Origin of the sequence: Geobacter benzoatilyticus (assembly GCF_017338855.1) — a bacterium.
GTDB lineage: Bacteria > Desulfobacterota > Desulfuromonadia > Geobacterales > Geobacteraceae > Geobacter > Geobacter benzoatilyticus.
Genome location: NZ_CP071382.1, coordinates 3,532,501 through 3,559,058, shown reverse-complemented (window position 1 = coordinate 3,559,058; position 26,558 = coordinate 3,532,501). Strand labels below are relative to the sequence as shown.

Here is a 26,558-nt window from a genome sequence, read left to right as displayed (position 1 = left end):
CCCACGCCAAGGATGTCTGCTATATGGGCCGGTGTGCGGCCTTGGCCCGCTTATTGCCGATGGTGACCGAAGTCAGGATGGAAATCAGCAGCACTCCCACAATGGTACCGAGCGAGAAGATGATGGGGATATGGTAGATATCCACCAGCAGCATTTTTGCTCCCACGTAGACGAGAATGACGGAAACTCCCAGTTTGAGGTACACGAACATGTCTATGACGTTGGAGAGCAGATAGTAAAGGGACCGCAGGCCCATGATCGCGAAAACGTTTGACGTATAAACGATGAACGGATCATGGCTTACCGCCAGAACCGCCGGGATTGAGTCGACGGCAAAAATCAGGTCGCTGGACTCGATCATCACTACGGCCAGGAACAGCGGAGTGGCGGCCCGGACCCCCCCCTTGTTGATGAAGAACCGGTCATCGCGGATGCGCTTTGTGATCGGTACGAATTTGCGTACGAGACGGACAAGGAAGTTTTTCTCCGGATCAACCTTCTCTTCCCCGCCAAAAGCCATCTTGAGACCCGTTATTACCAGAATCCCGCCGAAGACGTACATAATCCAGTGAAACCGTTCCAGTAGTTCAATGCCGGTAATTATGAATATCCCCCTCATGATGAGGGCGCCGAGGATGCCCCATTTGAGGACCTTTGGCTGGTGGGCCTTGGTAATGTGGAAGTAGGAGAAGATCATTATGAAAACGAACAGGTTATCCACCGACAGTGATTGCTCGATGAGGTAGCCCGTGAAAAATTCAAGAGCTTTGGTGGACCCCATTTCAAAATAGATCCAGACGTTGAAGGCAAGCGCCAGGGAAACCCAGACGATAGTCCAGGACAGTGCTTCACGAAATTTGATTTCGTGGCTCTTGCGGCTGAAAATGCCCAGATCGATGACGAACATCACGAGGATGACCGCCCCGAAACCGAGCCACATCATGGTTTGCATTGGCATGAAATTACTCCGGAAACATTAGTGGTGGGAACGTGCCCGTGGAGATGGTATGGGAACCACCTCCACGGTTCGGACCTGTTAGAAGCGCCGGTTGTAGGCCATCTGTTCAAGCCTGGCGATACGCTCCTCCATCGGTGGGTGGGTGGAGAAGAGGTTGAGCAGGGAACCGCCCGTCAGCGGGTTCACAATGAAGAGATGGGCCGATGCGGGGGACGCCTGCTGCATCGGAATCATCTGCGAGCCCATTTGCAGCTTTTTGAGGGCGTTGGCAAGGGCCTGTGGGTTGCCGCAGATCCGTGCGCCCGACTCGTCCGCCAGGTATTCACGGGAGCGGGAAACCGCCATCTGGATCAGCATTGCCGCGATGGGGGCGATAATCGCCATGGCAAGGCCGCCTATCATCCCGCCGGCACCCTCGTCATCGTCGCTGCGGCCGCCGCCGAACATGGCGGCCCACTGGAGCATGTTGCCCAGCATGGATATTGCCCCCGCAAAGGTGGCGGCGATGGTGGAGACGAGGATGTCGCGGTTCTTTACGTGGGCGAGTTCGTGGGCCATGACGCCTTCGAGTTCTTCAGTGGACAGGATGCGGAGAATCCCCTCGGTGGCGGCGACTGCGGCATGGTTCGGGTTGCGCCCCGTGGCGAAGGCGTTAGGGCTGTCGCTGGGGATCACGTAGACTCGCGGCATCGGCAGGTTCCCTTGGGTCGCAAGCCTCCGGATCATGCCATAGAAAGCAGGATTCTCCGCCTCTGTGATTTCCCGGGCTCCGTACATCTTGAGGACTATCTTGTCCGAGAACCAGTAGGAGAAGAAGTTCATGGCGCAGGCCATGAAGAAGGCGAAGACCATTCCGGACTTGCCGCCGATGGCGCTCCCCATGGCCACCATGAGGAGGGTGAGAAGGGTCAGGAGCAGTGTTGTCTTGAATCGGTTCATCATAACTCTATTCCTCCGTTTGCGCTGCGGTTGTCGGTATGCACTTTAATTTCAAGGGCTGTGACAACAGCGCGTTAGGGTTTTGCCGGGGCAAACAAAAAAGACCTTTACCCGCGGCGTTAATTGGCCTTGGATAAAGGTCTTGCATGCTTCGACGAAGTCGGAAGCCCCTGGCCCGGGTGTTTCCACCGTGGTGACGAGCTTTGGGTCGGTCTTGCGGACCGTTTGCTACTCCCCTTTAACTTCTAACAGGTTAATGATTCACTCTCTTCATGTCAAGGGTTTTCCTCGGGGAAATACCGGTTCTTGCATTTAGCGGGGTAATCCTATAGCATTTCCCCTTTTACTGGTAATTGCAACGGCTGGAACGGCAGCCGCAATAACACATTTAAACTTTTTGGGGAGGATCAGTGGATAGCGCTGTGCTCGTGACAACATTCGGTATCATTTTCCTGGCTGAGTTGGGGGACAAAACCCAGCTGACCGCCATGGCCCTTGCAACCCGCTACCCCTGGAAGAAGGTTTTCATCGGTATTGCTGTTGCCTTTGCCGTTCTGAACCTCGGAGCGGTGCTGATCGGAAAACTTCTTTTCGCTATTCTTCCGCTTTTCTGGATCAAACTTGTCTCGGGAGTTCTGTTCCTGTTCTTCGGCATTACCACTTTCCGCGGGGGTGAGGACCATGAAGATGGGGACGGGAAGCGCGCCTCGGCCCGTGGTCCGGTGGTCACGTCCTTTTTCATGATTCTTCTTGCGGAACTGGGAGACAAGACCCAGCTCGTTACCACGAGCCTTGCCGCCCAATACGATTCCACCCTGGCCGTATTCACCGGTTCAACCCTGGCGCTCTGGCTCGTTTCCCTTATCGGCATCTTTTTAGGTCGCCAGTTAATGCGCGTGGTACCCCTCGCAACCATCCACAAGGCTGCGGGGCTTCTTTTCTTCTTGTTCGGAATTATCATCCTCTATCAGGTCGTGGCCGCTCCCTGATCCATTGATTTTTCGGTATGGCAACCGTACAATGAACAGCGGATACCTGAACCGGCAGAGAGCCTGATGCACGATAATTATGTCGAAAAATCCTTTCTTTACCTTGTTGCCCTTTCGTTGGCCCTCCACGCCGGCGTTTTTGCGCTGATTGTCCTGTTTCCGGAATCAAAGCCCGTGCTGAGGCAGGAACCGATCATGATCGATCTGGAGGACCTGCCGGATTTGAGCACGCTTCCGTCCCCCGAAGCTAAGGGAAGGCCGGCCCGTCACCAGGCGGAACAGGCAAGGCGGGTGCCGCAGGAGACGGCGCCGAGAGGCGAGCGCGAACGGGATCGCATAGCTTCAGTGCCTCCCAGCGCGAGAACCTTGCCTCAGCGTCCGTCGGCACCATCACCCCCAGCAGCGAAATCTCCCCGGCAATCCAACGAAGATGCGGCGGTGACAAAGGATAGAGAGGGGGAGGTTCCCGCCCGGGAGGCACCCAGCGGTTCCGGAATACTGAGACCCCGCGCGACAACTGACGCCCCTGGCCTGGATCAGCTAATGCCCAGTGCTCAGCGCCTTGCAAAAGTTGAGGAGAGTTACCGGAAAAAGTACCGGGATGAAGTGGCGGAAGGGGATACGAAGTTTCTCGATACCGACGACATTCAGTTCGGTTCGTTCCTGCGCCGGTTCGAGAACGCCATCTATGGGGTCTGGCGCTACCCCCAGGAAGCGGCCAGGCTTGGTGTCGAGGGGGTAACGCCGGTAAAGATAACGTTCAACCGCAGTGGCGCCATTGTTAAATATGAAATCCTGCAAAGTTCGGGGAGCAGAATCCTCGATGACGAGGTGCTGCGTACCCTGCGTATGGTGGGACCGGTAGGGCCGTTCCCGCGGGGATACCAGAAAGATACCTTCAATCTGATTGCATTTTTCCAGTATGGCATTGTTCGCGGAGTCAGCAGATCTCTCCGCTGACTTCCTTCAACTCTCCATATCTTCCAGTCGTTTTCGCAGATACTCCGCAAATTCCGGGTTGAATTCGTCCCTCTTGAGGGCCATATCGACTGTGGCTTTCAAAAATCCCAGCTTGTCGCCGCAGTCATGGCGTATCCCCTCGAAAAGGCACCCGTAGATAGCTTCATCGCTGGCGAGCTTGAGGAGGGCGTCAGTGAGTTGAATCTCTCCCCCCTTGCCCGGTTCCTGCCGTTCGAGGATCGGAAATATATCTGGGGTTAAAACGTAACGGCCTATGATGGCCATGTCTGAAGGAGCTTCTTCCCGCTTTGGTTTTTCCACCAAATCGGTTACTTCGAATACCCTGTCGGTAATTCTGTTTGCCTTGACGCAGCCGTAGGAGGAAATGTTCTCAGCCGGAACCCTTTCCAGCGCCAGGACCGATCCCCGGTATTTCCGGTAGACCTCCAGAAGCTGTCCAAGGCAGGGCGTTTCCGCGTCGATGATATCATCGCCCAGAAGGACGGCGAAGGGTTCGTTCCCTACGAACTCCTTGGCGCAGAGGATGGCGTGGCCAAGGCCCATCGCCTGTTTCTGCCGGACGTAGAAGATGTTAACCATTTCAGCGATGTCCCGGACTTCCCGCAGGGTATCGTCCTTCCCCTTTTCGTGGAGCAGCGCTTCCAGCTCGAACGAAATGTCGAAGTGGTCCTCAATGGCCCGCTTGCCGCGCCCCGTCACGAACAGTATCTGCTCGATGCCGGCGGCAACTGCCTCTTCCACAACGTATTGCACCAGAGGCTTGTCGATGAGCGGAAGCATTTCCTTGGGAGATGCCTTGGTGGCGGGAAGAAATCGGGTACCGAGTCCCGCTACCGGGAAAACAGCTTTTTTAACCTGCATGGGTGGACTCCTTACGGTTCAGTCGTGGTCGTCGTCGCGTGCCAGTCCTGCCAGGATATCCGGAATCAGCTCTTCTTTTCCCAGCGCCATGATATGAACGCCGTCGCAATAGGGGCGTGCCGCGGCCACAAGCCGACGGGCGATTGCGACTCCGGTATCGAGGGGATGATCGGCGTCTTCCAGTTCATGGATAAGATCAACGGGTACCTTGAGGCCGGGGACACGGTTTGTGACGTAACGGGCCATGCCGGCAGATTTCAGCAGCAGGATACCGACAATGACCTTCGCCCCAAGAGGATGCACCGCTTCAGCAAAGCGCGCAAGACAATCGGGGGAGAAGATTGCCTGGGTCTGGAAAAAACCGGCTCCGGCGGCAACTTTTTTCGCCAGCTTTGGCAGTGTAATTTCGAATGGTTCTGCGGCGGGTGCCGCGGCGGCCCCTGCGTAAAAAGATGTGGAGCCGTGGAGCCGGGCGCCGGATAAATCTCGGCCGGAGTTCAGGGCGGCAATGGTTTGGAGAAGCTGGACCGATTCCAGGTCGAAGACCGGTTTGCCGCCGGGATGGTCGCCGAAGGAGATGTGGTCTCCCGTGAGGGCGAGGACATTGGTCACTCCGAGTGCCGCCGCAGCCATAAGCTCGCTTTGAAGGGCCAGCCGGTTCCGGTCCCTGCAGGTGAGCTGCATGATCGGTTCGATTCCGTCCCTGAGCAGCAGTGCGGCCGGGGCAAGGGGGGAGATCCGCACGTTCGCCCCCTGGTTGTCGGTAACGTTGACGGCATCAACGATCTTCCCGAGGGCGTGCGATTTTTCCCTGAATTCGCCGCAGTCGCATCCCTTTGGGGGGCAGACTTCGGCCGTTACGACAAAATTGCCTGCATCGAGTTTTCTGCGAAGGATTGATGTCATGGGGGGAAACTTTTCACTTTTCCAGTTTCAGGCTTCCGGGCCTGAGATTTCTGGAAAAATCGCGAGGAGGATTTGCGGCGGAGAGCGGGGCCTGTTCGCCCCGGTCGTGGAGGCGCTGGTAAATCTGGCACCACGCGCACTCGGCTTCCGGGTTTACTTCGCATTTACCTTCGTCCATGCCGCCGCACGGGCCGTTCAGAAGCCCCTTCGGGCAGATGGTAACCGGGCATATGCCCCCCGTTTCGTTGAGGATGCAGTGGCCGCAGAGTGAACAACGCTGCTCGAACTGTCCGAACCGGCGGATGTTGCCGAGGAATAGAGTGTCGAGGCCGGCCACGGTCAACCGGTCGGAGGCGGTGGAAACCGACTGGACCCCGGCGCCGCAGGCAAGCACAAGAAGCGCTTCGGCGTTTTTTACCTGCTCTCCCTTGCTCCTTAGGTCGCGCTGAACACGCAGCATGTGGCAGGCCTCATCGATTACGAGGGAGCCGGTGACTTCCTTCCCCGCGGCAGTGAGGTCCTCCTGCATTTGCCAGAGCTGTTCCTCTCCCCCGGACTTGCAGACCGTGGCGCATTTTGCGCAGCCGATAAGGAAAATGCGGGAAACGGGCTCCAGTGTGGCGAGGATTTCGGTAAACGGTTTCTGTTTACTGACAATCATAACGGATCCGCAACGGGAAATCCGGGTTTCGGACCGTTAAGCACAATGCGACTGCTCGGCCTTTGTATCCGCATTTTCGCCGTCTTAAGGGTGTCTGCCGAGCGGCGTGGCCCATGCCTATGCTCGCTGGAGAGTCGATTAATGGTTATGGGTGCGGGTACTGCGCGTTTTATGAAACTATGAATGAACAGGCCGGATAAAGTATGTATTTATGCGGCCGCCGACGGGCAGCCTGCGCAGCTTCCGCCTGAAGCGCAGGCCGGCGCCTTTGCCTTCTCACCGCTGCTGTTGTAACCTTCGGCGTACCAGCCGCCCCCCTTGAGGGCGAATCCTGACTGGGAGATGAGTTTCTGCACCGGGGCACCGCACGAAGGGCATTCCTTCGCCGGTTCGTCGGAAAACTTCTGGCGCAGTTCAAACTGCTTGTTGCATTTGGTGCACTGGTATTCGTAGAGTGGCATTTTTCAAACCTCCTGCGTTAATCAGACTTCAATATAATAATTAGTGCCGGATTTTGTCAACCCTGGGGCAAGAGCGATTGTCAGCCGGAGGCATTGTGGAGAAGGAGAGAGCGAATCTCCTCGGCCGTGACGCCGGCGATCCTCAATGTCTTGTGACGGGATTTGTCACCTGCGATGATTTGAATGGCGGATTTGGGGACCTTGAGGAGTTTTGCGAGATATTCGATGCAGAGTCGGTTCGCCTCGCCTTCAACGGGGGGGGATGTTAGTCGGAGTTTGATGGCATCTCCCTGGATGCCGCAAATTCCGTTTCTTGAGGCCCTTGGCTGAACATGTACAGAGAAGGTGACACCGCCCGGATTTTCCGTAATCCGTAACTCGTCGGTGGGAGGGTTACTCTTCATCGAGTGCGAGCATTTTGTAGTGGGTGTCGAGCAACGCCTTGAATGAGCTTTCGAACTGGAGTCGTTGCCGACGGATATCCTGAATCTGGTCATTGAGTTGCGCCAGGCGCCGTTCGGCGTCGGCCACAATTTTCTCCGCCTTCACTTCTGCCTCGGAAATGAGAAGCGAGGCTTCCTTTTGGGCGTTTGCCTTCATTTCTTCGGTGATTTTCTGAGCGGCGAGCATGGTTTCACGCAGGTTCTTTTCCTGCTGGGCCAGTTGTTCCATGTCGGCAGCGGCCCTTTTGCACTGCTCCTTGAGTTCGGTGTTCTCCCTTACCAGGCTTTCCATTTCTTCCGCAACGGTCTGAAGGAAGGCATCAACCTCCTGCGGGTCCAGTCCGCCGAGCATCTTCCCCTTGAACTGTTGTTGCTGGATGTCTATTGGAGTTATTCTCAAGGCATGCCCCCCATTCCGAGTTTCATCTTGTAGGCCAGATCATAAATGCTGCGCACGAGGAAGCTTTGGAGAAAGTAAATTGCAACAAGAACTATGATCGGCGAGAGATCGAGTCCACCCATGTCGGGCAGGAATCTGCGGACACGGGAGAGAACCGGTTCGGTGCTCCGGTAGAGGAAGTTTACGATCGGATTGTATGGGTCGGGATTTACCCAGGAGATAATCGCCCGTGCGATAAGGATGTAGAGATAGATGGTCAGGAGGATGTCGGCAACCTTGGCGACAGCAAGCAGAAAATTGGCAAACACGAACATGACGTGCCCCTTGGTGATGGATGAACGACTGCCGCGTTATACAGGAAATAACGGCATGGTGTCAAGAAAGCGTCAGATATTGGGAGCTTTTTCCCCTGTGTAGATTGTTGCGATTCCGCAGGTGAGATTGCGGTGGGTCGTTGTGCTGAACCCTACGCCGGTCATCATGCCCTTGAATTCCTCTTGGGAAGGGAACTCAAGCACGGAATCGGGCAGATATTTATAGGCGCTGAAATTGGAAAACAATCCGCCGATTGCCGGCAATACCTTCAGAAAATAGAAGTAATATATTTTTTTGAAGATCTGCCAGCGGGGGGTTGAAAATTCGAGAATAACGGCCTTGCCGCCGGGCTTCAGCACGCGGTGCATCTCTGCCAGCCCCTGGCGCCTGTCGACAACGTTGCGGATGCCGAACGCGATGGTGACCGAGTCAAAAGTGTTGTCGGGGAAGGGGATCGCTTCGCATGGGGCAATCTCGAGGGTTATCCGTTTTGCATAGGGGGATTGCGCCACTTTCTCGCGGCCGAGAACTATCATTCCTTCTGTAATGTCAATGCCGACGATGGACACCGAATCGGGTGTTTGTCGTGCGATTTCCAGGGCGACATCGCCGGTCCCCGTCGCCACGTCCAGTATCCGCCCGCCTTCGGTCCAGCGGGTGCATTTTACCGCAAGCCGCCGCCAGCGGCGATCAATGCCGAAGCTCAGGAGACGGTTGAGAAAGTCGTACCGGGGAGCGATGTCCGAGAACATTTCTCTGATCTGCTCACCTTTTTCGCTTAGTTTATACATTGTAAATTTTCTGTCCTTTTAAGGGTAAAGATGGTATAAAATTCGACTTTTCCCAGCATATAAAACCAGTCATTCATAGCACAAAGCCATGTTCCGTGCCAGCAAAAACGGACTTCGGAACCTGGTCGCCCGTTTCTCTGCGGAGGTATTCCGCTGCGTGGGGGACGAATCCGGCGAAAGGAAAGGCCAGTGCAGATAGCTTCTCTCATTCGGTGGCAGGATATCGCCGACATCATAATAATGAGTTTCCTCGCCTATCAGCTTTACAGTTGGTTCAGGCATACCCGGGCCATGCAAGTCCTCATCGGCATGGTCTTTCTTGTGGGGGTCTATTTCGTCACCCGGAACCTGGGGCTTTTCATGACGAGTTGGATCCTTCAAGAGTTGGGCACAGTTCTTTTCGTTCTGATAATTGTCATTTTTCAGGCTGAAATTCGGCAGGCGCTCTACCGTTTCAGTCTGTTGAGAAACTTTTTCGGAAGACAGGATGGGGGAGGGCAAATCGATCTCGCCGATCTTTCCGGCACCGTTTTTCGGCTAGCCAAGGCACGGACCGGCGCAATCATTGTTTTTCAGCGTCAGGAATCCCCCGATGATTATCTGCTGCACGGGGTGCGGCTCGACAGCGTTCCCAATGGCCAGCTTATTGAAAGCTTGTTCCAGGACGGCACCCCGCTTCACGACGGCGCCATCATTGTAAAAGAGGGACGCATCGCTCTGGCGTCATGCCACTTGCCGCTTTCCTCTAAAACGGAGCTTCCGCGGCACTTTGGCACCAGGCACCGGGCAGGCATCGGCCTCAGTGAGCGTTGTGATGCTGTCGTGGTGATTGTTTCCGAAGAGCGTGGTGAGGTTGGCCTGGCTATTGCAGGTGATTTTGAGCAAATCGGGTCGGCCGAAAATTTGGCGGAGAGGCTCCAGAGGCTTCTCTATCCCCAGCGCCAGGAAAAAGTGCATATTACCATCCGGCAGAGACTTTTCCGCAATCTGGGCCCAAAGCTTGTTACTACGCTGGTGGTGCTGATCAGCTGGCTTATCATAACAACTAAACAAGGGGGCATTTTTACGGTTACCGTCCCCGTCAAATTTCATAATCTGCCGGCTGATGCTGTCCTGCTAAAGAGCACGCCGGAAGATGCCCAGGTTCAACTTAAAGTTTTTTCGAGCTTGATTCCTTCGCCGAATCAGCTGGATGTGGTGGCAGACCTGGACCTTTCCGGAGTGAGGAGTGGCAGCAACACCCTGGCCATAAGCGATGACAATCTTAATCTTCCCCTGGGCGTAGTGGTCACCAGCATTAACCCCTCGGTGGTAAAGGTGACCATAGGGAGGAAAATTCAAAAACCTCTGAAAATTCGTCCAGTGCTGAAGGGCTCCCTGCCCGGACGGCAACGGATCAAGATGGTGCGGGTCGAGCCCTCTGAAGTGATTGTGGAAGGTCCTGAACACGTACTGGGTGGTATTGAGACAATTAAAACTGAAGTAGTGAACCTTGACGAGGTCCATCAGGGGACGGTTGCTGAAGCTAGGCTCATATCTCCATCTCCGCAACTGAGAATCCTGCATGACGAGCCGGTTCGGGTGCGAATAGTCACCACCGGAAGGCGGTAAAGGCGTCGAGGGGAATAAAAGTTTGACAGTATTATGTCGGTGTGTTATAAAAAGTGAATGTTCGCTGTGATTTATTAAAACAAAGGAGGGGATATGAGTATTCGATTGCGACTTGTCGCGCTGTCAATGATCCTCTTAGCCTTTCCCGCCCTGTCCCACGCCGCTAAAACCCACAAGATCAGAAAAAACGAAACAGTATCTTCCATCGCCAAGAAATACCACGTCAGCATCAAAGATCTTAAGTCTGCCAATAACCTTACAAATTCACGCATCAAGCCGGGAGCTGTGCTCGTAATTCCTCCCCGTCTGGCGAGCGCGGGCAGCGCTGGTTCTTTGCGGGCCGAAACGTATAAGGTCAGGAAGGGTGATACCCTGACAAGGGTTGCTCGCAAGACCGGAATTTCCGTAAGCGAATTGAAACATCTCAATAAAATCGGCAAGAGCCGGCTCAAGCCGGGCCAGGTCCTGGCGCTCCGTGCTGTGGAGCCTGACGATGCTTCGGTATCTAAGCTCACCCTGAAGAAGCCGCTTAAACACCTTGATATTTATAATGAAAAAGAATACGAGCAAACCCTGAATGAATTGATGGATATTACTCCGGACAATACCGCCGATTTTACGAAAAGCGTCAATCTCGAAGTTAACGGTATTTCCGAACTCAAGAAAACAGCTTACAGTTTTATCGGCACTAAGTACCGTTTCGGCGGTACCTCTCGAAATGGGCTTGACTGTTCCAGTTTCGTACAGCATGTGTTCCGCGAGCTCGATGTTACGCTGCCCCGTACTGCCCGTGAGCAATTTCACGTGGGGAGTGCGGTTGCACCCGGAGATCTTCAGAAGGGGGATCTTCTCTTTTTCCAGACCTATGCACGCTTTCCGTCCCATGTTGGCATTTATCTCGGCAACAACAAGATGATTCACGCATCTTCCCGAGATCGCCGGGTAGTCATTTCTTCCGTCGATACCCCCTATTACCGGTCGAGGTTTATTGGCGCAAAGCGGATTACTGCGGTCAATCCCGATGTGCTTACGCTTGATGACCTTGTGACCGGAGTTGAAGAAGAGAGTCTGGAAGATATCCTGACAAATGACACCCTTGGCGTCAGCCTTCTGCAGTGATTTGTTCTGCACACACGCAACAAAATCCGGTCCCTGTGGCCGGATTTTTTTTTAGGTTTTCAATGTTACTCCTTATGAGGACGTTTAGCGGTGCGGATACTACTTGTTTATAGACCACATCCGGAGGGGGCGAGGGATCCGTTTACCTCCCTGATGCCAACGGGGCTTGGCTACGTTAATGGGGTATTGCGCGAGAACGGCTTTGAATCCCGTCTGGCCAACCTTTCCGGGGTGTCCTGGCGCGAGGTGGAGGAGTTTCTGCGGCGGGAGCGTCCCGATGTCCTCGGTATATCGGTTTTTACCCATAATCGCTTTGAGTCGCTCAGGCTGGCCGCTTTGGCAAAAAAGATCGACCCTGCCTGTGTAATCGTATTGGGCGGCCCCCATGCAACACACTCCTTCGAAACCATCCTCGCGAAACATCGTGAGGTGGATGCCGTTGTCCTCGGCGAAGGTGAAGAGACGTTCCTTACCCTTGTGCGTGCCTTGGAATACCGCGGGAACTTGGCAGGCATTGACGGCCTTGCCGTTCGGCAGGGGGCCGGGGTGAGCCATTCGCAGCGTTCGCCCATTACGGATCTTGACGCGCTTCCGCCGCCGGTTCGCTATATGGACGATGCCTGGGGGTGCGACATCCCCAGGCAGCTTGAATTCATCATCACCTCGCGGGGATGTCCTGCCGCCTGCCGCTTTTGTTCTTCACCGCGATTCTGGGGGGCGGGGCTAAGGTTTCGTTCTCCCCGTTCCATGGTCGATGAGATACGGACAATCCGCGACCGCTATGGGCTCATCTACTTTTCCCTCCGCGACGATACCTTTACCGTCCGAAAGGACCGGGTTATTGAATTCTGCAAGCTGCTTCTGAAGGAAAAGGTCTATATCCTCTGGAATTGTCAATCCCGGGTTAATGCCGTCGACGAGGAGATGCTGCTCTGGATGCGGCGGGCCGGTTGCGAATGCGTCCAGTACGGAGTCGAATCCGGATCGGAGCGGATTCTCGCCCGGCTCGGCAAGAGAATCACTCCCCAGCAGGTGCGAACGGCGGCCGGGGCGACCCGGCGGGCCGGCATAAACCTTTCCATTTATCTCATTACCGGTGTGCCGGGAGAAACCGACGAGGATGTTGATGCAACGCTGAGACTCGTGAACGAGATACGTCCCCATGATGGCCAGGTGGCCCCCCTTGCGTACTATCCCGGCACTGCGATATTCGACGAAGCGGTGAGACTGGGCAAAGTGGCGGCTGATCTGTTCGAGAGGGATCATGGAGAGGCTCAGTATGTGCGCAGTGATCCGTTCGTGGCCCGTTCTGGGGAGACTCTCCTGCGGGCACTGACCCGGGTCGGGAGGAAGGCCCGCTTTACTCAGGCCGATTTTGCCTCCCAACGTGAGCTTTTGGGATATTGCCACGGGACAAATCTCGCCCAGGGGGAATGGCTTGAGGATAAAGGCCGGGAAGGACAGGCGGCGGAACTTTATCGTGAGATCGTAGAGCGGGAACCGGAAAACCCGTGGGGGTGGCTGGCACAGGGAGGTCTCTTCGGTTTGCAGGGGGATGTGAAATCCGCAAAAGAAGCTTTTTCAAGGGTCCTTTCAATCGTCCCTGGATACGTTCCGGCGCATCTGGCGCTTGGTGACCTGTGTCAGGAGCTGGGGGACCGAAACGGCGCCCATCGTTGGTACGAGGCGGCGAGGGGGCTGAACCCATACGATCCTCTTGTTGAGGAGCGCCTGAAGAGTGTATCAAGAAGATCCGGCAAGAAAAAAGGCGGACCCTGACAGGGTGCCGCCTTTTTTTAATGGATAAGCAGATGCTATTTGCCGGCGATCCTGACGCCCGGAGCGAAAATGATTTTTTCGAAAGTCCGGTTCAGGGTCTTGCTGTGGAAGTTGAGCATGGGAGGAGAATCAGGGAACTCAACCTCTTCACCAACTTTCACTTTGGTTTGCATGATGGCAACCCAGATTTTCTGCCCCTTCTCTTCAACCTCAAGATAGGTGTATCCGGCAGCGTCCATGGTGGAGACAACCTTGCCCTTGTGGCCGGCCCCGGCTGGGATTTCAACGGGCTTCAGGCCGGCGTGGGGATTGGCCCCGCCGTGAACTGCATCTTGTGGCATTTGACCCTGACCAGGCTGTGCGGGCATGCCGCCCTCTTGGGGCATGGCGGTCTCAGGGGCTTTCGGCTTCTCCTTGCATCCGGCTGCGGCGAGCGATGCGACTGCAAGTGCAACCAACAATGTCTTTTTCACCTGTATCCTCCTGTATGATGTACGTATTACCAGTTGTGGACATTATCATAGGTCCCAAATGTTTTACAATAGCAAAAAAAGCCTGTTATTTCCCGATGATGACTTCGCCAGTGTCGGTTATCAGCTTGCCCGGGAGCTGGAACACCCGTTTGAAGATGCCGAGAACCCCCTTGGCCATGGATTTGACCGGAACGGCGCTTACGGCAGGGTTGTTCCACTTCCCTTTTGCTTCGAAGTAGGTGGAAATCAGGTGTTTGTCCTCTCCGGTGAGTATCCAGCCGACGATCGGAATCCGGTTTACCACCTTATCGACGGTCTGGAGAGGTTGCACGCCAATGGTGGCATCGATTTCCTCTTTTACGAGGTTGATTGAGCCCACGACTGAGATGTTCATAGCGTTGCTGTCGATGAGGATATCCTGGGATGATATGACGCCGTCCCTTAGGGCCAGATTGGCATTGATGCGGTTATAGGGCATGCCGTCCGACACCATGTCGGGGAGCTGGAATTTGAAGAGTTGCGACACGTTGAGGATGGAGAATATTTTCGAGAGGACCGAGAATTGTCTCAACTTCCCCTCCTGGAGATGCAGCTTCACATTGCCCAGTATGGAGCGTTTCAGTTCGTCGGCGGATTTTCCCTTGGCCGTTAAGTCGGCATCGAGCGCAAGGTTGCCGGTAATTATCTCGTTGTGAAGTCTTAGTTCCAACGCCTGAACCAGTTCTTCGGCGGAAACCTTCTCGGCTTTGAAATTTGTCTGGTAGCGGGGCGACCCGTTGGAGCCGAAGTCAGCGCGGAATTTCCCCTCGAACCGTCCGCCGAAGGCCGCGAACTCGACGGGTTGAAGGTAAAGTATCCGGTTCTCCAACATGGCAACGGTATGGAACTGCCGAACCTTCATGTTCTGTAACTTCAGCTCTTCCGCGTTGACGGAAGCCTTGATAGTGGCGGCACTCTCCCGTCCTCCATCGTTCCGTTCCGGTTCCAGCCGGGTAAGCAGTAGAATGTCCTCAATATCCAGGAATGGAGAGGTGACGGCAATGTCGAGTCGAGGGTTTTTCAGATGTTCCACGGTTCCTTTGAGGGATAGCGATGATTCATTAACCTTGCCGGAGAGGGATTTGATCCTGACGATGTCGTCGGCAAACGACACGATACCCTGAACATTCCTGACCTTCGGTGCTTTGCCTTCGGAGGGCGCCAGGCCGAGGTCGGCCACGTCGAGGGTGGGGGCGGTGAATTCAAGGGAAAATTCAGGGTTGTCGAGATTGGTGACGGTTCCCTTGCCGAAGATGAGCGAGCTGCCGAGCATTGCCGAAAGCCGCGGAGTTTCCAGTGAGTTTCCCTGGAAACTGACGCCCCCGGTAATGTTGTGCAGGCGTTTGATATCGTTTATTGGTTTGAATGATGCGCCCGACAAGGTTACATTCCCCCGCCAGTTGAGGCCGTCGAAGGTTTCTGCATTCCCGTCGGCATGGGCGTTTATCTGCATGTTTCCCTGGGGGTGGTACGGGTTGACCCGGGGCATGAGCGGGGCAAGCGAGGATATTTCGAACTGGTTCGTCCTGATGTCAAGCTTTGCCGGTATGTCCCTTCCCGGCTGAAAGCGGGCCGACAAGGCAAGCGAGAGCGGTGGAAGCTGGTACTGGCAAGAGAAGGCGTCAATTCCGGTTTCCGCGAGGTTCATCCTGAAGGAAAGGTTGTTGGCGAGTCCGGCAGGCTTGGCAATGATATTGGTCATCCGGTAACCGGCGTTTGCCAGATTCCAGTCGCCGGACAGTGTATAGGCGGACGTGTGCCCCTGACCGGTGAGTCGGAGTGTTGTGTCGCCCGTAAAGGAGAGCTTGTCCCCTGCTTGCTTTCCTAGGAGCCAGGTTATTTCGGGATATTGGGGGGAGAACAGCGCGCTGAACGGATAAAATGAAGGTGTCTCAAGGGGGTAGTCGGCAATCATGCCGTTGAGGGTAAAGGGCGAGGTACCGAATTTACCCGACATGTTGCGCAGGATGAAGTTCTTGCCCGACAGCTCAAGCTCCCCTTTGATGCTGTTAAAGGCGGGGACTCCGTCCCCCATATCCACGACGCCTCCCTCCAGGGCGTGGGCTTTGATGGTGAGGATATTGTAATTCCGGTCTTTCTCCATGTGGAGGATCTGGCTGATTCTGCCGTCGAGATGCCCTTCGTCCAGCCTGTAAGTCCCTGCTTTGATGTGCTGTTCGATGAACTGTGACGGACCATCAGCGATAATGCCGAATGGAATATAGTGGAAAAACCGCTCCAGCTTGAAGGGGGCCATGGTGGCCCTGGCAACGATCCGCGGATCTTTCGTGTCGATGTTTTTGATTGCGCAACTCCCCCTGACCAATAGACCGTCCATGCGAAAGTCCACAGAAGAAACGTTAACCTCATGCCGGTTGCGCTCAAGCGTGTAGTCAAGCTGCAGATCATGGGGGGTGAGAACGGCATGGAACACCTCGGGGTAGGAAAAACGCAAACCGGCTACGCGGATTGTCCCCTTTGAAGTGAAATCCGCCACGGTTCCGTGGAGCGAGCCTTTGACGTCGAAACTCCCCACCATGGGTGCGAAGGGTACATACTTGCCATAGTACGGCCAGTAGTGTGCAGCGGAGAGTTTCCTGGCATTGATCTTGGCATCCAGATCAGTTTCCGTCATGGGGCGGCCCTTGAGCGGAAGACGGATGGCGCCCTTGGCGGAGAGTTCTGCCTTGCCGTCCCGCTGTACCACCGTAGTCGTGATATCGAAATCGGTTTTTTTGCCGCGCGTAAGCCGGCCCAGTTCGAGATCGGTCTGTTGGAGGGCGGTTTGCACACCATTGGGCGACGCGGCATGGTCAACGATTGTAATGTCACCCCGGCGTATTCTTATCCCCTTCAGCCCCACCGGAGCCGCGCCCTTTTTCTCATCCAGCAAATCGCTTATGTTGAATTTGCCGTCTTTGTATCGGACAATCCGTATTGCCGGCTGTTCCACATCGAGTTTTCTGATGACAACCTTGTTGTTCAAGAGCGGCAGGAGCGCAAGCCGAAAGCTGACCTTTTCCGCGGTGGCAAAGGCCGACAGCCCGTCCCGTTCTTTTATGACGACTTTGGTAAAGGTGAAGGCGGGCGTGAAGTGGAGGGTCACATCCCCTTTTTCGTACGTAACCTGACGGTTTAGGCTCTTCTGGACTTCGGCGAGAATACGACCCTTATAGGTGTCGAGTTCGTGGAATCGTGCCAGAAAAATCGCGGCAATGCCTCCGGCGATTATCCCGAGGGCTGCAACAATGGCGAACAGAAGAATCTTGGTACGGCGGGAAATCATGACGGGCGGGGCCTTTCGTTCGATCTGAAAACTTACAAAGTATACCCCCCACCCGCACCGGGAGGCAACCATCTTCGCGCGAATGGATGTGTCGGCCCGGTTGCATTCTCGCTGCTCTCTCTGCTACTATGACGCAATTTATGAGAATCAAACGCCTTGACATATCCGGCTTCAAGTCGTTCGTCGACAAGGTCTCCCTCGACTTTCAGCAAGGGATCACCGGTATCGTCGGTCCTAACGGCTGTGGTAAATCCAACGTGGTTGACGCCATCCGCTGGGTAATGGGGGAGCAGTCCGCAAAGAACCTCCGCGGCAAGTCGATGGAGGACATCATCTTCGGCGGGAGCGAGTCCCGCAAGCCCCTCGGCATGGCCGAGGTTTCCATGGTCTTTTCCGTCGATGACGGACGGGTCCCCGCAAAATACCTGAACTACAGCGAGATCCAGGTGACGCGGCGCCTCTACCGGGATGGCGAGAGCGACTACTTCCTTAACAAGACTCCCTGCAGGCTCATGGATATCACCGAGCTTTTCATGGACACCGGTGTCGGGGCCCGGGCGTATTCCATTATCGAGCAGGGAAAGATCGGGATGCTTCTTCACTCCAAGCCCGAGGAGCGGAGATTCATCATCGAGGAGGCTGCCGGAGTTACCAAATTCAAGGCCAAGAAGCAGGTGGCCCTGAAAAAGATTGATCTCACCCGGCAGAATCTCCTGCGCATCGGCGACATCCTGGCCGAGATCCGTCGCCAGCTGAACTCGCTTCAGCGCCAGGTGAAAAAGGCGGAGCGATTCAGAGAATACCGCGAGGAACTCAAGCAGATCGAGGTGGCATCCATGGTGAGGCGATTTATCGCCCTCGATGCCGCAAAGGAAGAGGTTGAGGAAGCCCTGCGCCAGCACGTTTCCAGGGCTGATGCGCTATCGACGGACTTGGAGCGCCGTGAACTGGTGCTGGATGAAAGGCGTCTGGCCCTTCTGGAACGGGAAAAATCTCTGGCCGATGCACAGGAGGGGGTGTTCCGGATCAAGGGTGACATCCAGCGATATGAGAGCAGGGTTGAGTTCCAGCGCAAAGAACTTGGCGGGCTGGAGCGTCAGCAGGAGCGCCTTGGAACGGAGCTCACGGGATTGGAGAGCCGGCTTGCCGCCGCAGGCGAAGAACTCAAGCGCCTGGTTGAGCAAAGCGGCGCTTTTGCCGTGGAGGCGGCGGGGGAAGAAGATTCGCTCCTTCTGCGTGAGAAGGAGCTGGAAGATATGGCCGCTGCCGAGAGGGAACTCGTCACCGGCCTTGAAGAGGTAAAGCGGGAACTTTTCTCTCTCCTTGCCGAGGTGGCCCAGTTCAATAATCAGCGCACGGCTGCCTCCCGGCGACTGGAAGCTCTTGCCGAACGGGTAGAGCGGAACCAGCGCGAGGGTGTTCTGCTGAACGAACGGCTCGTGGAGTCGACTGGCCGGGTCGCGGAACTTGAAAAGATCGTCGCCGGTCTTGCCGGTGAGAAGGCCGGGCATGAGGAGCTTCTTCCGCTGCTTGCGCGCCGTGAAGCCGAGCTTCGGGAGCGCCTTGCCGAGCTCGATCATGACGTTGCTGCCCGGCGTGACGAACTTAGCAGGAAATCGTCGCGGCTTCATTCGCTTCAGGAGTTGGAGTCCCAGTTCGCCGGCTACGGCGAGGGGGTCAGAAACCTGCTCCTGGCCGAACGGTTCAGGGGGCGCTTCGGTGGGGTCGTCGCCGATTTCGTGGAAACATCTCCCGAGTTTGAGGCCGCTCTTGAAACAGTGCTGGCCGAGCGGCTCCAGTACGTAGTCTGCCCCAGTGTTGCCGATGCTCTCAACGCCGTTGCCTTTCTCCGGGAGAGCGGCGGCGGCCGCTGCGCCCTTGTGGCGGGGAATCCTGCCCCCCCCGGCAACGGACCCGCCCCGGAGGGGGCCGTCCCGCTCCTGTCCCGCATTACCATTGCTGCCGGTCAAGAGGAAGTTGTCGCGCCACTGCTGTCGGATGCGTACCTTGTCAACGACCTTGAAACCGCCTGCAACCTTGCGCGCCGGTATCCCCAGGGCACGTTCGTCACTTCAGAGGGAGACGTGGCCTTTGGTGGAGGGGTGGTGAGCGGTGGCTCGGCAGAGGGTGCCGGCTCGGGGCTTGTCCACAAAAAGCGGGAGATCCGTGAACTTACCGGTGAAGTTGAGCATCTGTCAGCAGTGGTTCGCGATCTTGAGGCTTCACGGGATCAGGCCCGCCGGGAAAGGGCCGATGTTGAGGACGAGCTGCGTGATGTGCGCCAGAAACTCCACCAGGCCGACATTCAACTCGTTAATTCCGAGAAGGACCTTCTGCGGGCAAGGGAAGAGGTGCAGCGGATCGAGGAGCGTATCTCGGTTGCCGACATGGAGAATGACCAGCTCTGCGAGGAGCGCGAATCCCTCGAGAGCGAGATTGCCGACGCTGACAGCCGCAGGATTGCCCGTGAGGAGAAAAAGGGGCTGCTGGAGGCGGAGCTGGAACGCTGCCAGGAGATGCTCATTGTCAGGAAGCGGGAAATTGATGCGGCGCGCGAATCGGTCACCAGCCTGAAGGTCAGGGGGGCCCAGCTCCGTGAGAAGAAAGAGGCGGCCGGACGGGCATTGAAGCAGACAGAGGAGCTCATCGCCGACCTTCAGGGACGGAGCGCCGGACACCTTGATGAGCAGGAGCGTTGCCGCCAGGAGAGGGAGCGGCTTGTCACTCTCCTTGCCGAAGGGGAGAACGAGCTCAAATCTCTACTTGCCCGCCACGCCGAAGCCGAAGAATCCAGCCTGGCCCTTAAGGGTGAGTTCGATGGCCTGACTGAAACGCTCCGGGGCGAAGAGGTCGCTATCCGCGAGCTTCGTAGCCTTGCCGAACAGGCAAAAAACGCGGTTTCTGCGGATAGGCTCAAGCTGTCGGAGCAGACCATGGAACTCAATCACCTGGTTACGTCGCTCATGGAGAAATACCGGCTGGAGATGCAGCCCCTGTTGCCGGAGTACGCCGGGCAAACCCACGAAGAGGAACCTGTTGCCGAACGGCAGGCGGAGTTGGCCCGCCTCATCGACGAGATGGGAGAGGTGAACCTGACCGCAATCGAGGAGTACCGGGAGCTGGACGAGCGTTCCACCTTTCTTGCGGGGCAGAAAGCCGATCTGGAGGAATCGCTCCATTCGCTCCAACAGGCGATCCAGAGGATCAACCGCACCACGCGGAAGCGCTTCCTCGAAACCTTCAATCTGGTGAACGAAAAATTCATGGAGGTTTTCCCGCGCCTGTTCTGCGGCGGACGCGCCGAATTGAGGCTCACCAACGAAGAAGACCTTTTGGAAACCGGCATCGACATAATTGTCCAGCCGCCCGGCAAGAAACTCCAGAACGTGACCCTCCTTTCCGGTGGCGAGAAAGCCCTGACGGCCGTGGCGCTCGTATTTTCCATCTTCCTCATCAAGCCTTCCCCATTCTGCCTTCTCGACGAGGTGGACGCTCCCCTGGACGATGCCAACATCGGCCGGTTCAATGACATGGTGCGGGAGATGAGCGAAATATCCCAGTTCATCATCATTACTCACAACAAGGCAACCATGGCGGTTGCCGACACCCTTTACGGCGTTACCATGGAAGAGCCGGGGGTGTCGAAGATTGTCTCCGTTAAACTGAATTAGAGGAGAGCGAACGGTGTCATTTAAAAATATTCTGACTGATCTTGTCCAATCCGTTCCCGGGGCCACCGGGGCAATCCTCGCCGACTGGGAGGGTGAGGCGGTAGATTGCGTTGCCACCATGGATGACTATGATCTTAAAATAATGGCGGCTCATATGGGAATCATCCTGAACAGGATAAAAGATTTACACGGCCGTATTCCCGGCGATCCGGTAAGCGAGACGACCATTACCATGGCCGGTCAGCGCGTTGTCCTTGCGGCCGTAGGCGATGACTACAGCCTGCTGTTAACCCTCGGGCGCGATGCGATTCCCGGCCGCGCCATGGTCAGGTTCAGGCAGGTAAGGGATATTCTTGTGAAGGAGATTTATTGATATGGCGGAGGAAGGGAAAGGGTTCTTTAAGGGCCTGTGGAAAAAAATCACCGGAGATGAAAATCCTGAAGAGGTGACTCCCGCACTGGAAGAGGCCGCGCCGGCCCTGTCTGATAGCGACGAGGCGACCCGGGAGCGAAAACCCGGCCTGTTCGAGCGTTTGCGCCAGGGGCTCAGTAAGACCCGTGACAGTTTCGTGGGAAAGATCGACCGGCTTGTCCTCGGCAAGAAAGAGATCGATGCCGACACGCTGGAAGAGCTTGAGGAGATCCTCATCACAGCTGACATCGGTGTCCAGACCACAGTGGAACTTATCCGCACCCTCGAGGAGCGTCTTTCACGCAACGAGCTTAAAGACGGAGCCGCACTGCGTGAAACCCTCAAGGAGGAAATATTCAAGAGGTTGAACAATGCGGCGCCGCCTATGGCAGTAGATTCCGCTTCGCCCTTTGTTATCATGGTTATCGGTGTCAACGGTGTCGGCAAGACGACTACGATCGGCAAGCTTGCCGCTCGCTTCTCCCGTGAGGGGAAAAAAGTCATACTGGCCGCTGGAGACACGTTCCGTGCCGCGGCCGCCGAACAGCTTGAGATATGGGGTGAGCGGGTAGGCTGCGATGTGGTTCGCCATAAGGAGGGAGCCGATCCGTCGGCCGTGGTGTACGATGGTATCAAGGCCGCAGTGGCGCGCAAGGCCGATATCCTCATTGTGGATACGGCGGGACGGCTTCATACCAAAGTCAATCTGATGGAGGAACTCAAAAAAGTCTACCGCATCATGGGGCGCGAGCTCCCCGGCGCTCCCCACGAAACGCTTCTCGTGCTTGATGCCGCCACGGGCCAGAATGCCATTTCGCAGGCCAAGCTTTTCAAGGAAGCGGCCCACGTTACCGGCATCGCCCTGACAAAGCTGGACGGAACCGCTAAGGGAGGAATTGTCGCCGCTATCTGTAATGAGTTTCGGATTCCCATCAGATATATTGGCGTCGGCGAGGGGGTAGACGATCTGCGCGACTTCGATCCGGCCGAGTTCGTGGAGGCTCTCTTCCAATAATTGCCTTGACTTCACGGGTGCTCTGCAATACTATTTCATCCCAAAAAAAGGTATCCCCCCAATGGACACTGAACTGCTTGCCAACCTTGAACAGCGTGTTGAAACTCTTGTTGAACGGTATATTTCTCTTAAACAGGAAAATAATACGCTTCGAGAGGAAAACAGCCGGCTTCTGAATGAGCGCGATGCTGTCAAGGCCAAGGTTGACGGCATCCTGAGGAAGCTTGAAGGGATTTGACGTCCGTGAAGGCTTCGCACCGCATCAGTGTGCTTGGTAAGGAGATTACCGTTAAGAGCGCGGCCTCTTCCGAACATGTCCGGGAAGTTGAAGCGCTGGTTAATCGCACGATTGCTGAGGCCCAGGCATCGGTGCCTGTAGTCGGCGATCCCAATGTGCCTGTGATTATAGCGCTCATGAATCTGGCCGAATCATGCCTCTCTCTTTCACGGGAGCTTGATGAGTGCAAACATTCGGGCAACGCAGGCATTCAGCATCTCATTCAGCGTATTGACAACACTTTGCCTTGAAATGCTCTGTTGCAATCGCTTGGGTTTCGCGGTCTCCTGAAGGGAGATTTTATTATAGTAGTTGTCCGGTTGGTCCTGAAAGTTTGATCAGTTACAGCAGAAAAGGCTTTGACGCTAGCATGTTGCAAGGCACTCCTGTTTTACTGATAGCAGCTGCAGAAGTTCATCCGTTGCCGAAAGGGTAAGTACGATCGCCGTAATACCGTAGCCACACGCCACAATCTATTTACCCGAGAAGCATCACCCGCCTCTGTTAGCTGGTCACTCTTTCCTGCCTCGCTCTCCTGCCGGAGACCCCGATCCACGGACGAATTCCGTCCTGCCTGTTTTCATTGTTTTTTTCTTATTTATGTTGTTCTGAAAGGCCTGAATGCCAAAAAGAACGCTGCGGCAATTCATGCTTGCGCAGCGCCGCGAGTTGTCTGCTGAGGAAAGAAAAGTTTCCGGGGACATTATTCAGCAGTCATTCATGGCAATGCCCTCCTTTGCAAAGGCACGCATCATTGCTCTCTATTCGCCGGTACGTGGTGAGGTGGAGACGCAGGCCGTCATGATGGCTGCTCTGAGGGAAGGCAAGATCGTCCTTTTTCCGGTTGTCTGTGGGGAGCAGCTTAGTTTCATCAGTGTTGCCGGTCCTCATGATATGACCAGGGGAGCTTTCGGAATAAGCGAGCCATGCCATAGCGGTGCGGCCTACTCACCCGATGAGGCCGACCTCATAGTAATCCCTGGAGTTGCCTTTGACCGGTTCGGGAAAAGGGTGGGGTTTGGAAAAGGATATTACGACAGGGCGCTGCATGCGCTTGAAGGCAGCGGTAAACTTGTCGGGTTCTGCTACGATTTTCAGCTGGTTGATGAAATTGTCGCAGAACCTCACGATGTAGCGGTCGATACCATCATTACCGAGAAGAAGGTTCTTAATCTTCGCGGTTATCAATAGATCAAAGGAGGTATAAGAATTTGAAGATAGAAATCGCCATTTTTCTTATCCTGGCAGCCGGCGGGCTTGGTTACTTTCTCGGGAACGTGCTTCGAAAGCGGCTTTCGGACACTCTCGTTAACAAGGCTGAAGACCTTGCGTCAAAAATTGTCGAAGACGCTAAGCGCGAAGCAGAAACAATAACCAAGGAAGCGGAACTTAAGGCAAAAGATGAGGTCTACCAGGCCAAGGCAGAAGCAGAACGTGAAGCAAAGGAAAAGCGTAAAGACCTCCAGGCGCTGGAGAAGCGCCTTCAGCAGAAGGAAGAAAATCTTGACAAGAAGATGAACCTTTTTGATCAACGTGATGCGGACCAGGTGAAAAAGGATCAGTTGCTCCAAAGCCGGGAGCAAGGGCTTGCCCAGAAAGAAGAGAAACTCGACAGCCTAATAGCTGAACAGCGGGAGAAGCTGGAGACTATTTCCGGCCTGTCTTCCGGTGATGCCAAAAAAATCCTCATGGACACCATGGAGAGCGAGGCCAAACTCGATGCCGCCAAGCGGATCAAAGTCATCGAAGAGGAAGCCCGCGAAACGGCAGACAAAAAATCCAAGGAAATTATCGCCCTGGCAATTCAGCGGTATGCAGGCGAATACGTTGCCGAACGCTCCGTGTCGGTTGTGGCTCTCCCTTCCGATGAGATGAAGGGGCGGATAATTGGCCGCGAAGGTAGAAATATCAGAGCGCTTGAGGCGGCTACCGGGATTGACCTTATTATTGACGATACACCCGAGGCGGTAATTCTCTCCGGGTTCAACCCGGTTCGTCGTGAAGTGGCGAAAATCGCCCTGGAAAAACTCATTACCGATGGTCGCATTCACCCCGGCCGCATCGAAGAGGTTGTTTCGAAGGCTGAGGAAGAGGTTGAGCAGACCATTAAGGAAGCGGGAGACCAGGCTGCTTTCGACTTGGGAGTTCATGGCATTCATCCGGAAGTGCTGAAGCTTATCGGACGTCTCAAGTACCGTACCTCGTATAGCCAGAACGTTTACCAGCACTCGCTGGAGGTCGCTTTCCTCTGCGGAATCATGGCTTCAGAACTCGGTATCAACGTGAAACAGGCTAAGCGGGCCGGTCTTCTTCATGACCTCGGTAAAGCTGTCGATCATGAAGTCGAGGGTTCCCATGCAGTTATCGGTGCTGAGCTTGCCCGGAAATATGGGGAATCTCCCAAAATCGTTCATGCCATCATGGCCCATCATGAGGATGAGAAACCCAATACTGTTCTGGCCGTCCTCGTCCAGGCCGCCGATGCCCTGTCCGGTGCGCGTCCCGGTGCCAGACGCGAGATGATGGAAACGTACGTTAAGCGTCTTGATGATCTGGAGCGAATTGCCACATCGTTTACAGGTGTAAATAACTCATTTGCCATCCAAGCCGGGCGCGAAATAAGGGTTATGGTCTCCAGCGACGAAGTTACTGACGAAAGAGCGGTAGTTCTGGCGAAGGACATCGCAAAGAAAATTGAAGCAGAGATGACCTACCCTGGGCAGATAAAGGTGAATGTAATCAGGGAAACGCGGGCAATAGAGTATGCCCGTTAAGATTCTCTTTATCGGCGATATTGTTGGTGCTCCAGGCCGTGAAGCCGTAGCCCGTGATCTTCATCGCCTCATTGACCGCTACAGGATTGATTTGGTTGTTGCCAATGGTGAAAATGCTGCGGGTGGGTTTGGGATTACCGAAGATAAGGCAATGGAGCTTTATTCGCTTGGAATAGATGTTTTAACAAGTGGAAATCACGTCTGGGACAAAAAGGAATCCTACCAGTTCATCCAACGGGAAGATCGTCTCGTGCGACCGGCCAACTATCCCCCGGGGACAAAGGGGAGAGGCAGCACCATTGTAAAGACGGCAGGAGGGGTCAGTGTCGGTATCCTCAATCTTGAAGGAAGGGTTTTCATGAACAGTCTTGATTGTCCCTTCCGTACTGCCGATAAAGAGATTGAGCAACTGAAAGAGCAGACAAATATCATATTTGTGGACTTCCACGCTGAAGCCACTTCTGAGAAGGTTGCTCTGGGCTGGCACCTGGATGGAAGAGTGAGTGTAGTTGTGGGTACCCATACCCATGTGCAAACAGCTGATGAGCGGATTCTTCCCGGTGGAACAGCCTATATTACCGATGCTGGAATGACGGGAAGTTCTGATTCGGTGATCGGCGTAAAAAAAGAGTTGGCCATAGGGCGATTCCTGACACAGATGCCGATACGCTTCGAGGTTGCCAAGAAGGACATTCGCCTCAATGGCGTTGTTGTTGCCATAGATGAGATGAGCGGTTCCGCTGTTTCGATAGAACGTATTTCACTTGCGTGTTAGTGGGGAGGGAGAGGTTTTCATGTCGGTAGCAGAGCAAATGGAGATTATCAAGCGCGGTGCGACGGAAATACTCCTTGAGAAGGAACTGGAGGAGAAAATCGGCAAATCCCTGAGTACCGGAGTCCCCTTGCGGATAAAGGCCGGTTTTGACCCGACGGCGCCAGATCTCCATCTCGGCCATACGGTTCTCTTGCATAAACTGCGACAGTTTCAGCAGTTGGGGCATGAAATCTGTTTTCTCATAGGCGATTTTACCGGGATGATTGGTGACCCGACGGGGAAGTCTGAAACGCGCAAGGCGCTCACTCGTGAAGACGTTCTTAAAAATGCGGAGACGTATAAAGAGCAGGTATTCAAGATACTTGACAAAGACAAGACAAGGGTTGTTTTCAATTCGGAATGGCTGAGCAAGATGACGGCGTCCGATATGATTGGGCTTGCCGCCAAGTCTACGGTTGCGAGGATGCTTGAGCGAGATGACTTTGGTAAGCGGTTTGCCAACCAACTGCCCATAAGTATCCATGAATTTCTCTATCCTCTTATTCAGGGATACGATTCTGTGGCCCTTAAGGCTGACGTGGAGCTAGGCGGCACAGATCAGAAATTCAATCTTCTGGTTGGC

26 protein-coding genes (1 of these 26 running past the window's edge) are annotated in these 26,558 nt (G+C 55.1%); 14 read left to right on the top strand and 12 right to left on the bottom strand.

Going from position 1 to position 26,558, the window contains the following annotated elements:
• Positions 1-19: 19 nt before the first annotated feature.
• Both JZM60_RS16540 and htpX read right to left on the bottom strand, forming a co-directional pair.
• A complete protein-coding gene (locus tag JZM60_RS16540) occupies positions 20-958 on the bottom strand; it encodes a TerC family protein (protein WP_207163483.1) in 939 nt (312 codons plus the stop codon).
• 78 nt (positions 959-1,036) lie between these two features.
• Positions 1,037-1,897, bottom strand: coding sequence for a zinc metalloprotease HtpX (gene htpX / locus JZM60_RS16535; RefSeq protein WP_207165645.1), 861 nt, complete (start codon positions 1,895-1,897; stop codon positions 1,037-1,039).
• A gap of 410 nt (positions 1,898-2,307) precedes the next feature.
• Here htpX and JZM60_RS16530 point away from each other — a divergent pair, with 410 nt between their 5' ends.
• Both JZM60_RS16530 and JZM60_RS16525 read left to right on the top strand, forming a co-directional pair.
• A complete protein-coding gene (locus JZM60_RS16530; protein ID WP_207163482.1) occupies positions 2,308-2,886 on the top strand; it encodes a TMEM165/GDT1 family protein in 579 nt (192 codons plus the stop codon).
• Between the two features lie 66 nt (positions 2,887-2,952).
• Positions 2,953-3,846 carry an energy transducer TonB gene (locus JZM60_RS16525; protein ID WP_207163481.1) on the top strand — a complete coding sequence of 298 codons (894 nt, stop codon included), beginning with the start codon at positions 2,953-2,955 and terminating at the stop codon, positions 3,844-3,846.
• 6 nt (positions 3,847-3,852) lie between these two features.
• On the opposite strand, the gene galU is transcribed toward JZM60_RS16525, so the two are convergent.
• The 8 genes from galU to ubiE form a co-directional block, all read right to left on the bottom strand.
• Entirely contained in the window at positions 3,853-4,728 is an 876-nt protein-coding gene (galU, locus tag JZM60_RS16520) for a UTP--glucose-1-phosphate uridylyltransferase GalU (RefSeq protein WP_207163480.1), read from the bottom strand.
• Between the two features lie 18 nt (positions 4,729-4,746).
• On the bottom strand, positions 4,747-5,634 hold the full coding sequence (locus JZM60_RS16515; protein WP_207163479.1) for a methylenetetrahydrofolate reductase: 888 nt from the start codon (positions 5,632-5,634) through the stop codon (positions 4,747-4,749).
• A gap of 13 nt (positions 5,635-5,647) precedes the next feature.
• A complete protein-coding gene (locus tag JZM60_RS16510) occupies positions 5,648-6,295 on the bottom strand; it encodes a methylenetetrahydrofolate reductase C-terminal domain-containing protein (protein WP_207163478.1) in 648 nt (215 codons plus the stop codon).
• 209 nt (positions 6,296-6,504) lie between these two features.
• Positions 6,505-6,756, bottom strand: a complete 252-nt coding sequence (locus tag JZM60_RS16505; RefSeq protein ID WP_207163477.1) for an FmdB family zinc ribbon protein — start codon at positions 6,754-6,756, stop codon at positions 6,505-6,507.
• A gap of 80 nt (positions 6,757-6,836) precedes the next feature.
• Complete coding sequence (locus tag JZM60_RS16500) at positions 6,837-7,160, bottom strand: DUF167 domain-containing protein (protein WP_207163476.1); 324 nt, start codon at positions 7,158-7,160, stop codon at positions 6,837-6,839.
• On the bottom strand, positions 7,150-7,599 hold the full coding sequence (locus tag JZM60_RS16495; protein ID WP_207163475.1) for a DivIVA domain-containing protein: 450 nt from the start codon (positions 7,597-7,599) through the stop codon (positions 7,150-7,152). Before JZM60_RS16495 ends, JZM60_RS16500 begins: the two co-directional genes overlap by 11 nt.
• A complete protein-coding gene (locus JZM60_RS16490; RefSeq protein WP_207163474.1) occupies positions 7,596-7,913 on the bottom strand; it encodes a YggT family protein in 318 nt (105 codons plus the stop codon). Before JZM60_RS16490 ends, JZM60_RS16495 begins: the two co-directional genes overlap by 4 nt.
• 72 nt (positions 7,914-7,985) lie before the next feature.
• Positions 7,986-8,705, bottom strand: a complete 720-nt coding sequence (gene ubiE, locus JZM60_RS16485) for a bifunctional demethylmenaquinone methyltransferase/2-methoxy-6-polyprenyl-1,4-benzoquinol methylase UbiE (RefSeq protein ID WP_207163473.1) — start codon at positions 8,703-8,705, stop codon at positions 7,986-7,988.
• Positions 8,706-8,894: 189 nt separating this feature from the next.
• Between ubiE and cdaA the strand changes: the two genes are divergently transcribed.
• The 3 genes from cdaA (at position 8,895) to JZM60_RS16470 (ending at position 13,214) form a co-directional block, all read left to right on the top strand.
• Positions 8,895-10,316 (top strand): diadenylate cyclase CdaA, encoded by a 1,422-nt coding sequence (gene cdaA / locus JZM60_RS16480; RefSeq protein WP_241426305.1) that lies wholly within the window; start codon positions 8,895-8,897, stop codon positions 10,314-10,316.
• 93 nt (positions 10,317-10,409) lie between these two features.
• Positions 10,410-11,435 carry a C40 family peptidase gene (locus JZM60_RS16475; RefSeq protein WP_207163472.1) on the top strand — a complete coding sequence of 342 codons (1,026 nt, stop codon included), beginning with the start codon at positions 10,410-10,412 and terminating at the stop codon, positions 11,433-11,435.
• Between the two features lie 153 nt (positions 11,436-11,588).
• The gene (locus tag JZM60_RS16470; protein ID WP_241426304.1) at positions 11,589-13,214 is read left to right on the top strand and encodes a B12-binding domain-containing radical SAM protein; all 1,626 of its coding nucleotides are present in this window, start codon (positions 11,589-11,591) and stop codon (positions 13,212-13,214) included.
• A 35-nt stretch (positions 13,215-13,249) separates the two neighbouring features.
• Here the strand turns inward: JZM60_RS16470 and JZM60_RS16465 are convergent, their stop codons facing one another.
• Together JZM60_RS16465 and JZM60_RS16460 are read right to left on the bottom strand one after the other, a co-directional pair.
• The gene (locus JZM60_RS16465) at positions 13,250-13,687 is read right to left on the bottom strand and encodes a hypothetical protein (protein WP_207163470.1); all 438 of its coding nucleotides are present in this window, start codon (positions 13,685-13,687) and stop codon (positions 13,250-13,252) included.
• A gap of 85 nt (positions 13,688-13,772) precedes the next feature.
• On the bottom strand, positions 13,773-17,012 hold the full coding sequence (locus JZM60_RS16460) for a YhdP family protein (RefSeq protein ID WP_207163469.1): 3,240 nt from the start codon (positions 17,010-17,012) through the stop codon (positions 13,773-13,775).
• A gap of 140 nt (positions 17,013-17,152) precedes the next feature.
• Here JZM60_RS16460 and smc point away from each other — a divergent pair, with 140 nt between their 5' ends.
• The 9 genes from smc to tyrS all read left to right on the top strand — a co-directional run.
• Entirely contained in the window at positions 17,153-20,683 is a 3,531-nt protein-coding gene (gene smc / locus JZM60_RS16455) for a chromosome segregation protein SMC (RefSeq protein ID WP_207163468.1), read from the top strand.
• 13 nt (positions 20,684-20,696) lie between these two features.
• Complete coding sequence (locus JZM60_RS16450) at positions 20,697-21,056, top strand: roadblock/LC7 domain-containing protein (RefSeq protein WP_207163467.1); 360 nt, start codon at positions 20,697-20,699, stop codon at positions 21,054-21,056.
• A 1-nt stretch (position 21,057) separates the two neighbouring features.
• A complete protein-coding gene (gene ftsY, locus JZM60_RS16445) occupies positions 21,058-22,110 on the top strand; it encodes a signal recognition particle-docking protein FtsY (RefSeq protein WP_207163466.1) in 1,053 nt (350 codons plus the stop codon).
• A gap of 61 nt (positions 22,111-22,171) precedes the next feature.
• A complete protein-coding gene (zapB, locus tag JZM60_RS16440; protein WP_207163465.1) occupies positions 22,172-22,348 on the top strand; it encodes a cell division protein ZapB in 177 nt (58 codons plus the stop codon).
• A 5-nt stretch (positions 22,349-22,353) separates the two neighbouring features.
• Positions 22,354-22,638 (top strand): cell division protein ZapA, encoded by a 285-nt coding sequence (locus tag JZM60_RS16435; protein WP_241426303.1) that lies wholly within the window; start codon positions 22,354-22,356, stop codon positions 22,636-22,638.
• A gap of 397 nt (positions 22,639-23,035) precedes the next feature.
• Positions 23,036-23,578, top strand: coding sequence for a 5-formyltetrahydrofolate cyclo-ligase (locus tag JZM60_RS16430; RefSeq protein ID WP_338148863.1), 543 nt, complete (start codon positions 23,036-23,038; stop codon positions 23,576-23,578).
• Positions 23,579-23,598: 20 nt separating this feature from the next.
• The gene (gene rny / locus JZM60_RS16425; RefSeq protein ID WP_207163462.1) at positions 23,599-25,161 is read left to right on the top strand and encodes a ribonuclease Y; all 1,563 of its coding nucleotides are present in this window, start codon (positions 23,599-23,601) and stop codon (positions 25,159-25,161) included.
• The gene (locus JZM60_RS16420) at positions 25,151-25,936 is read left to right on the top strand and encodes a TIGR00282 family metallophosphoesterase (RefSeq protein WP_207163461.1); all 786 of its coding nucleotides are present in this window, start codon (positions 25,151-25,153) and stop codon (positions 25,934-25,936) included. The genes rny and JZM60_RS16420 overlap by 11 nt, the downstream gene beginning before the upstream one ends.
• 19 nt (positions 25,937-25,955) lie before the next feature.
• A protein-coding gene (gene tyrS, locus JZM60_RS16415; protein ID WP_207163460.1) for a tyrosine--tRNA ligase crosses the window boundary here: on the top strand, positions 25,956-26,558 show its 5' end (the start). Its footprint extends 609 nt past the window's final position; the window shows 603 of its 1,212 coding nt (coding positions 1-603); it begins with the start codon at positions 25,956-25,958; its stop codon lies beyond the right edge, outside the window.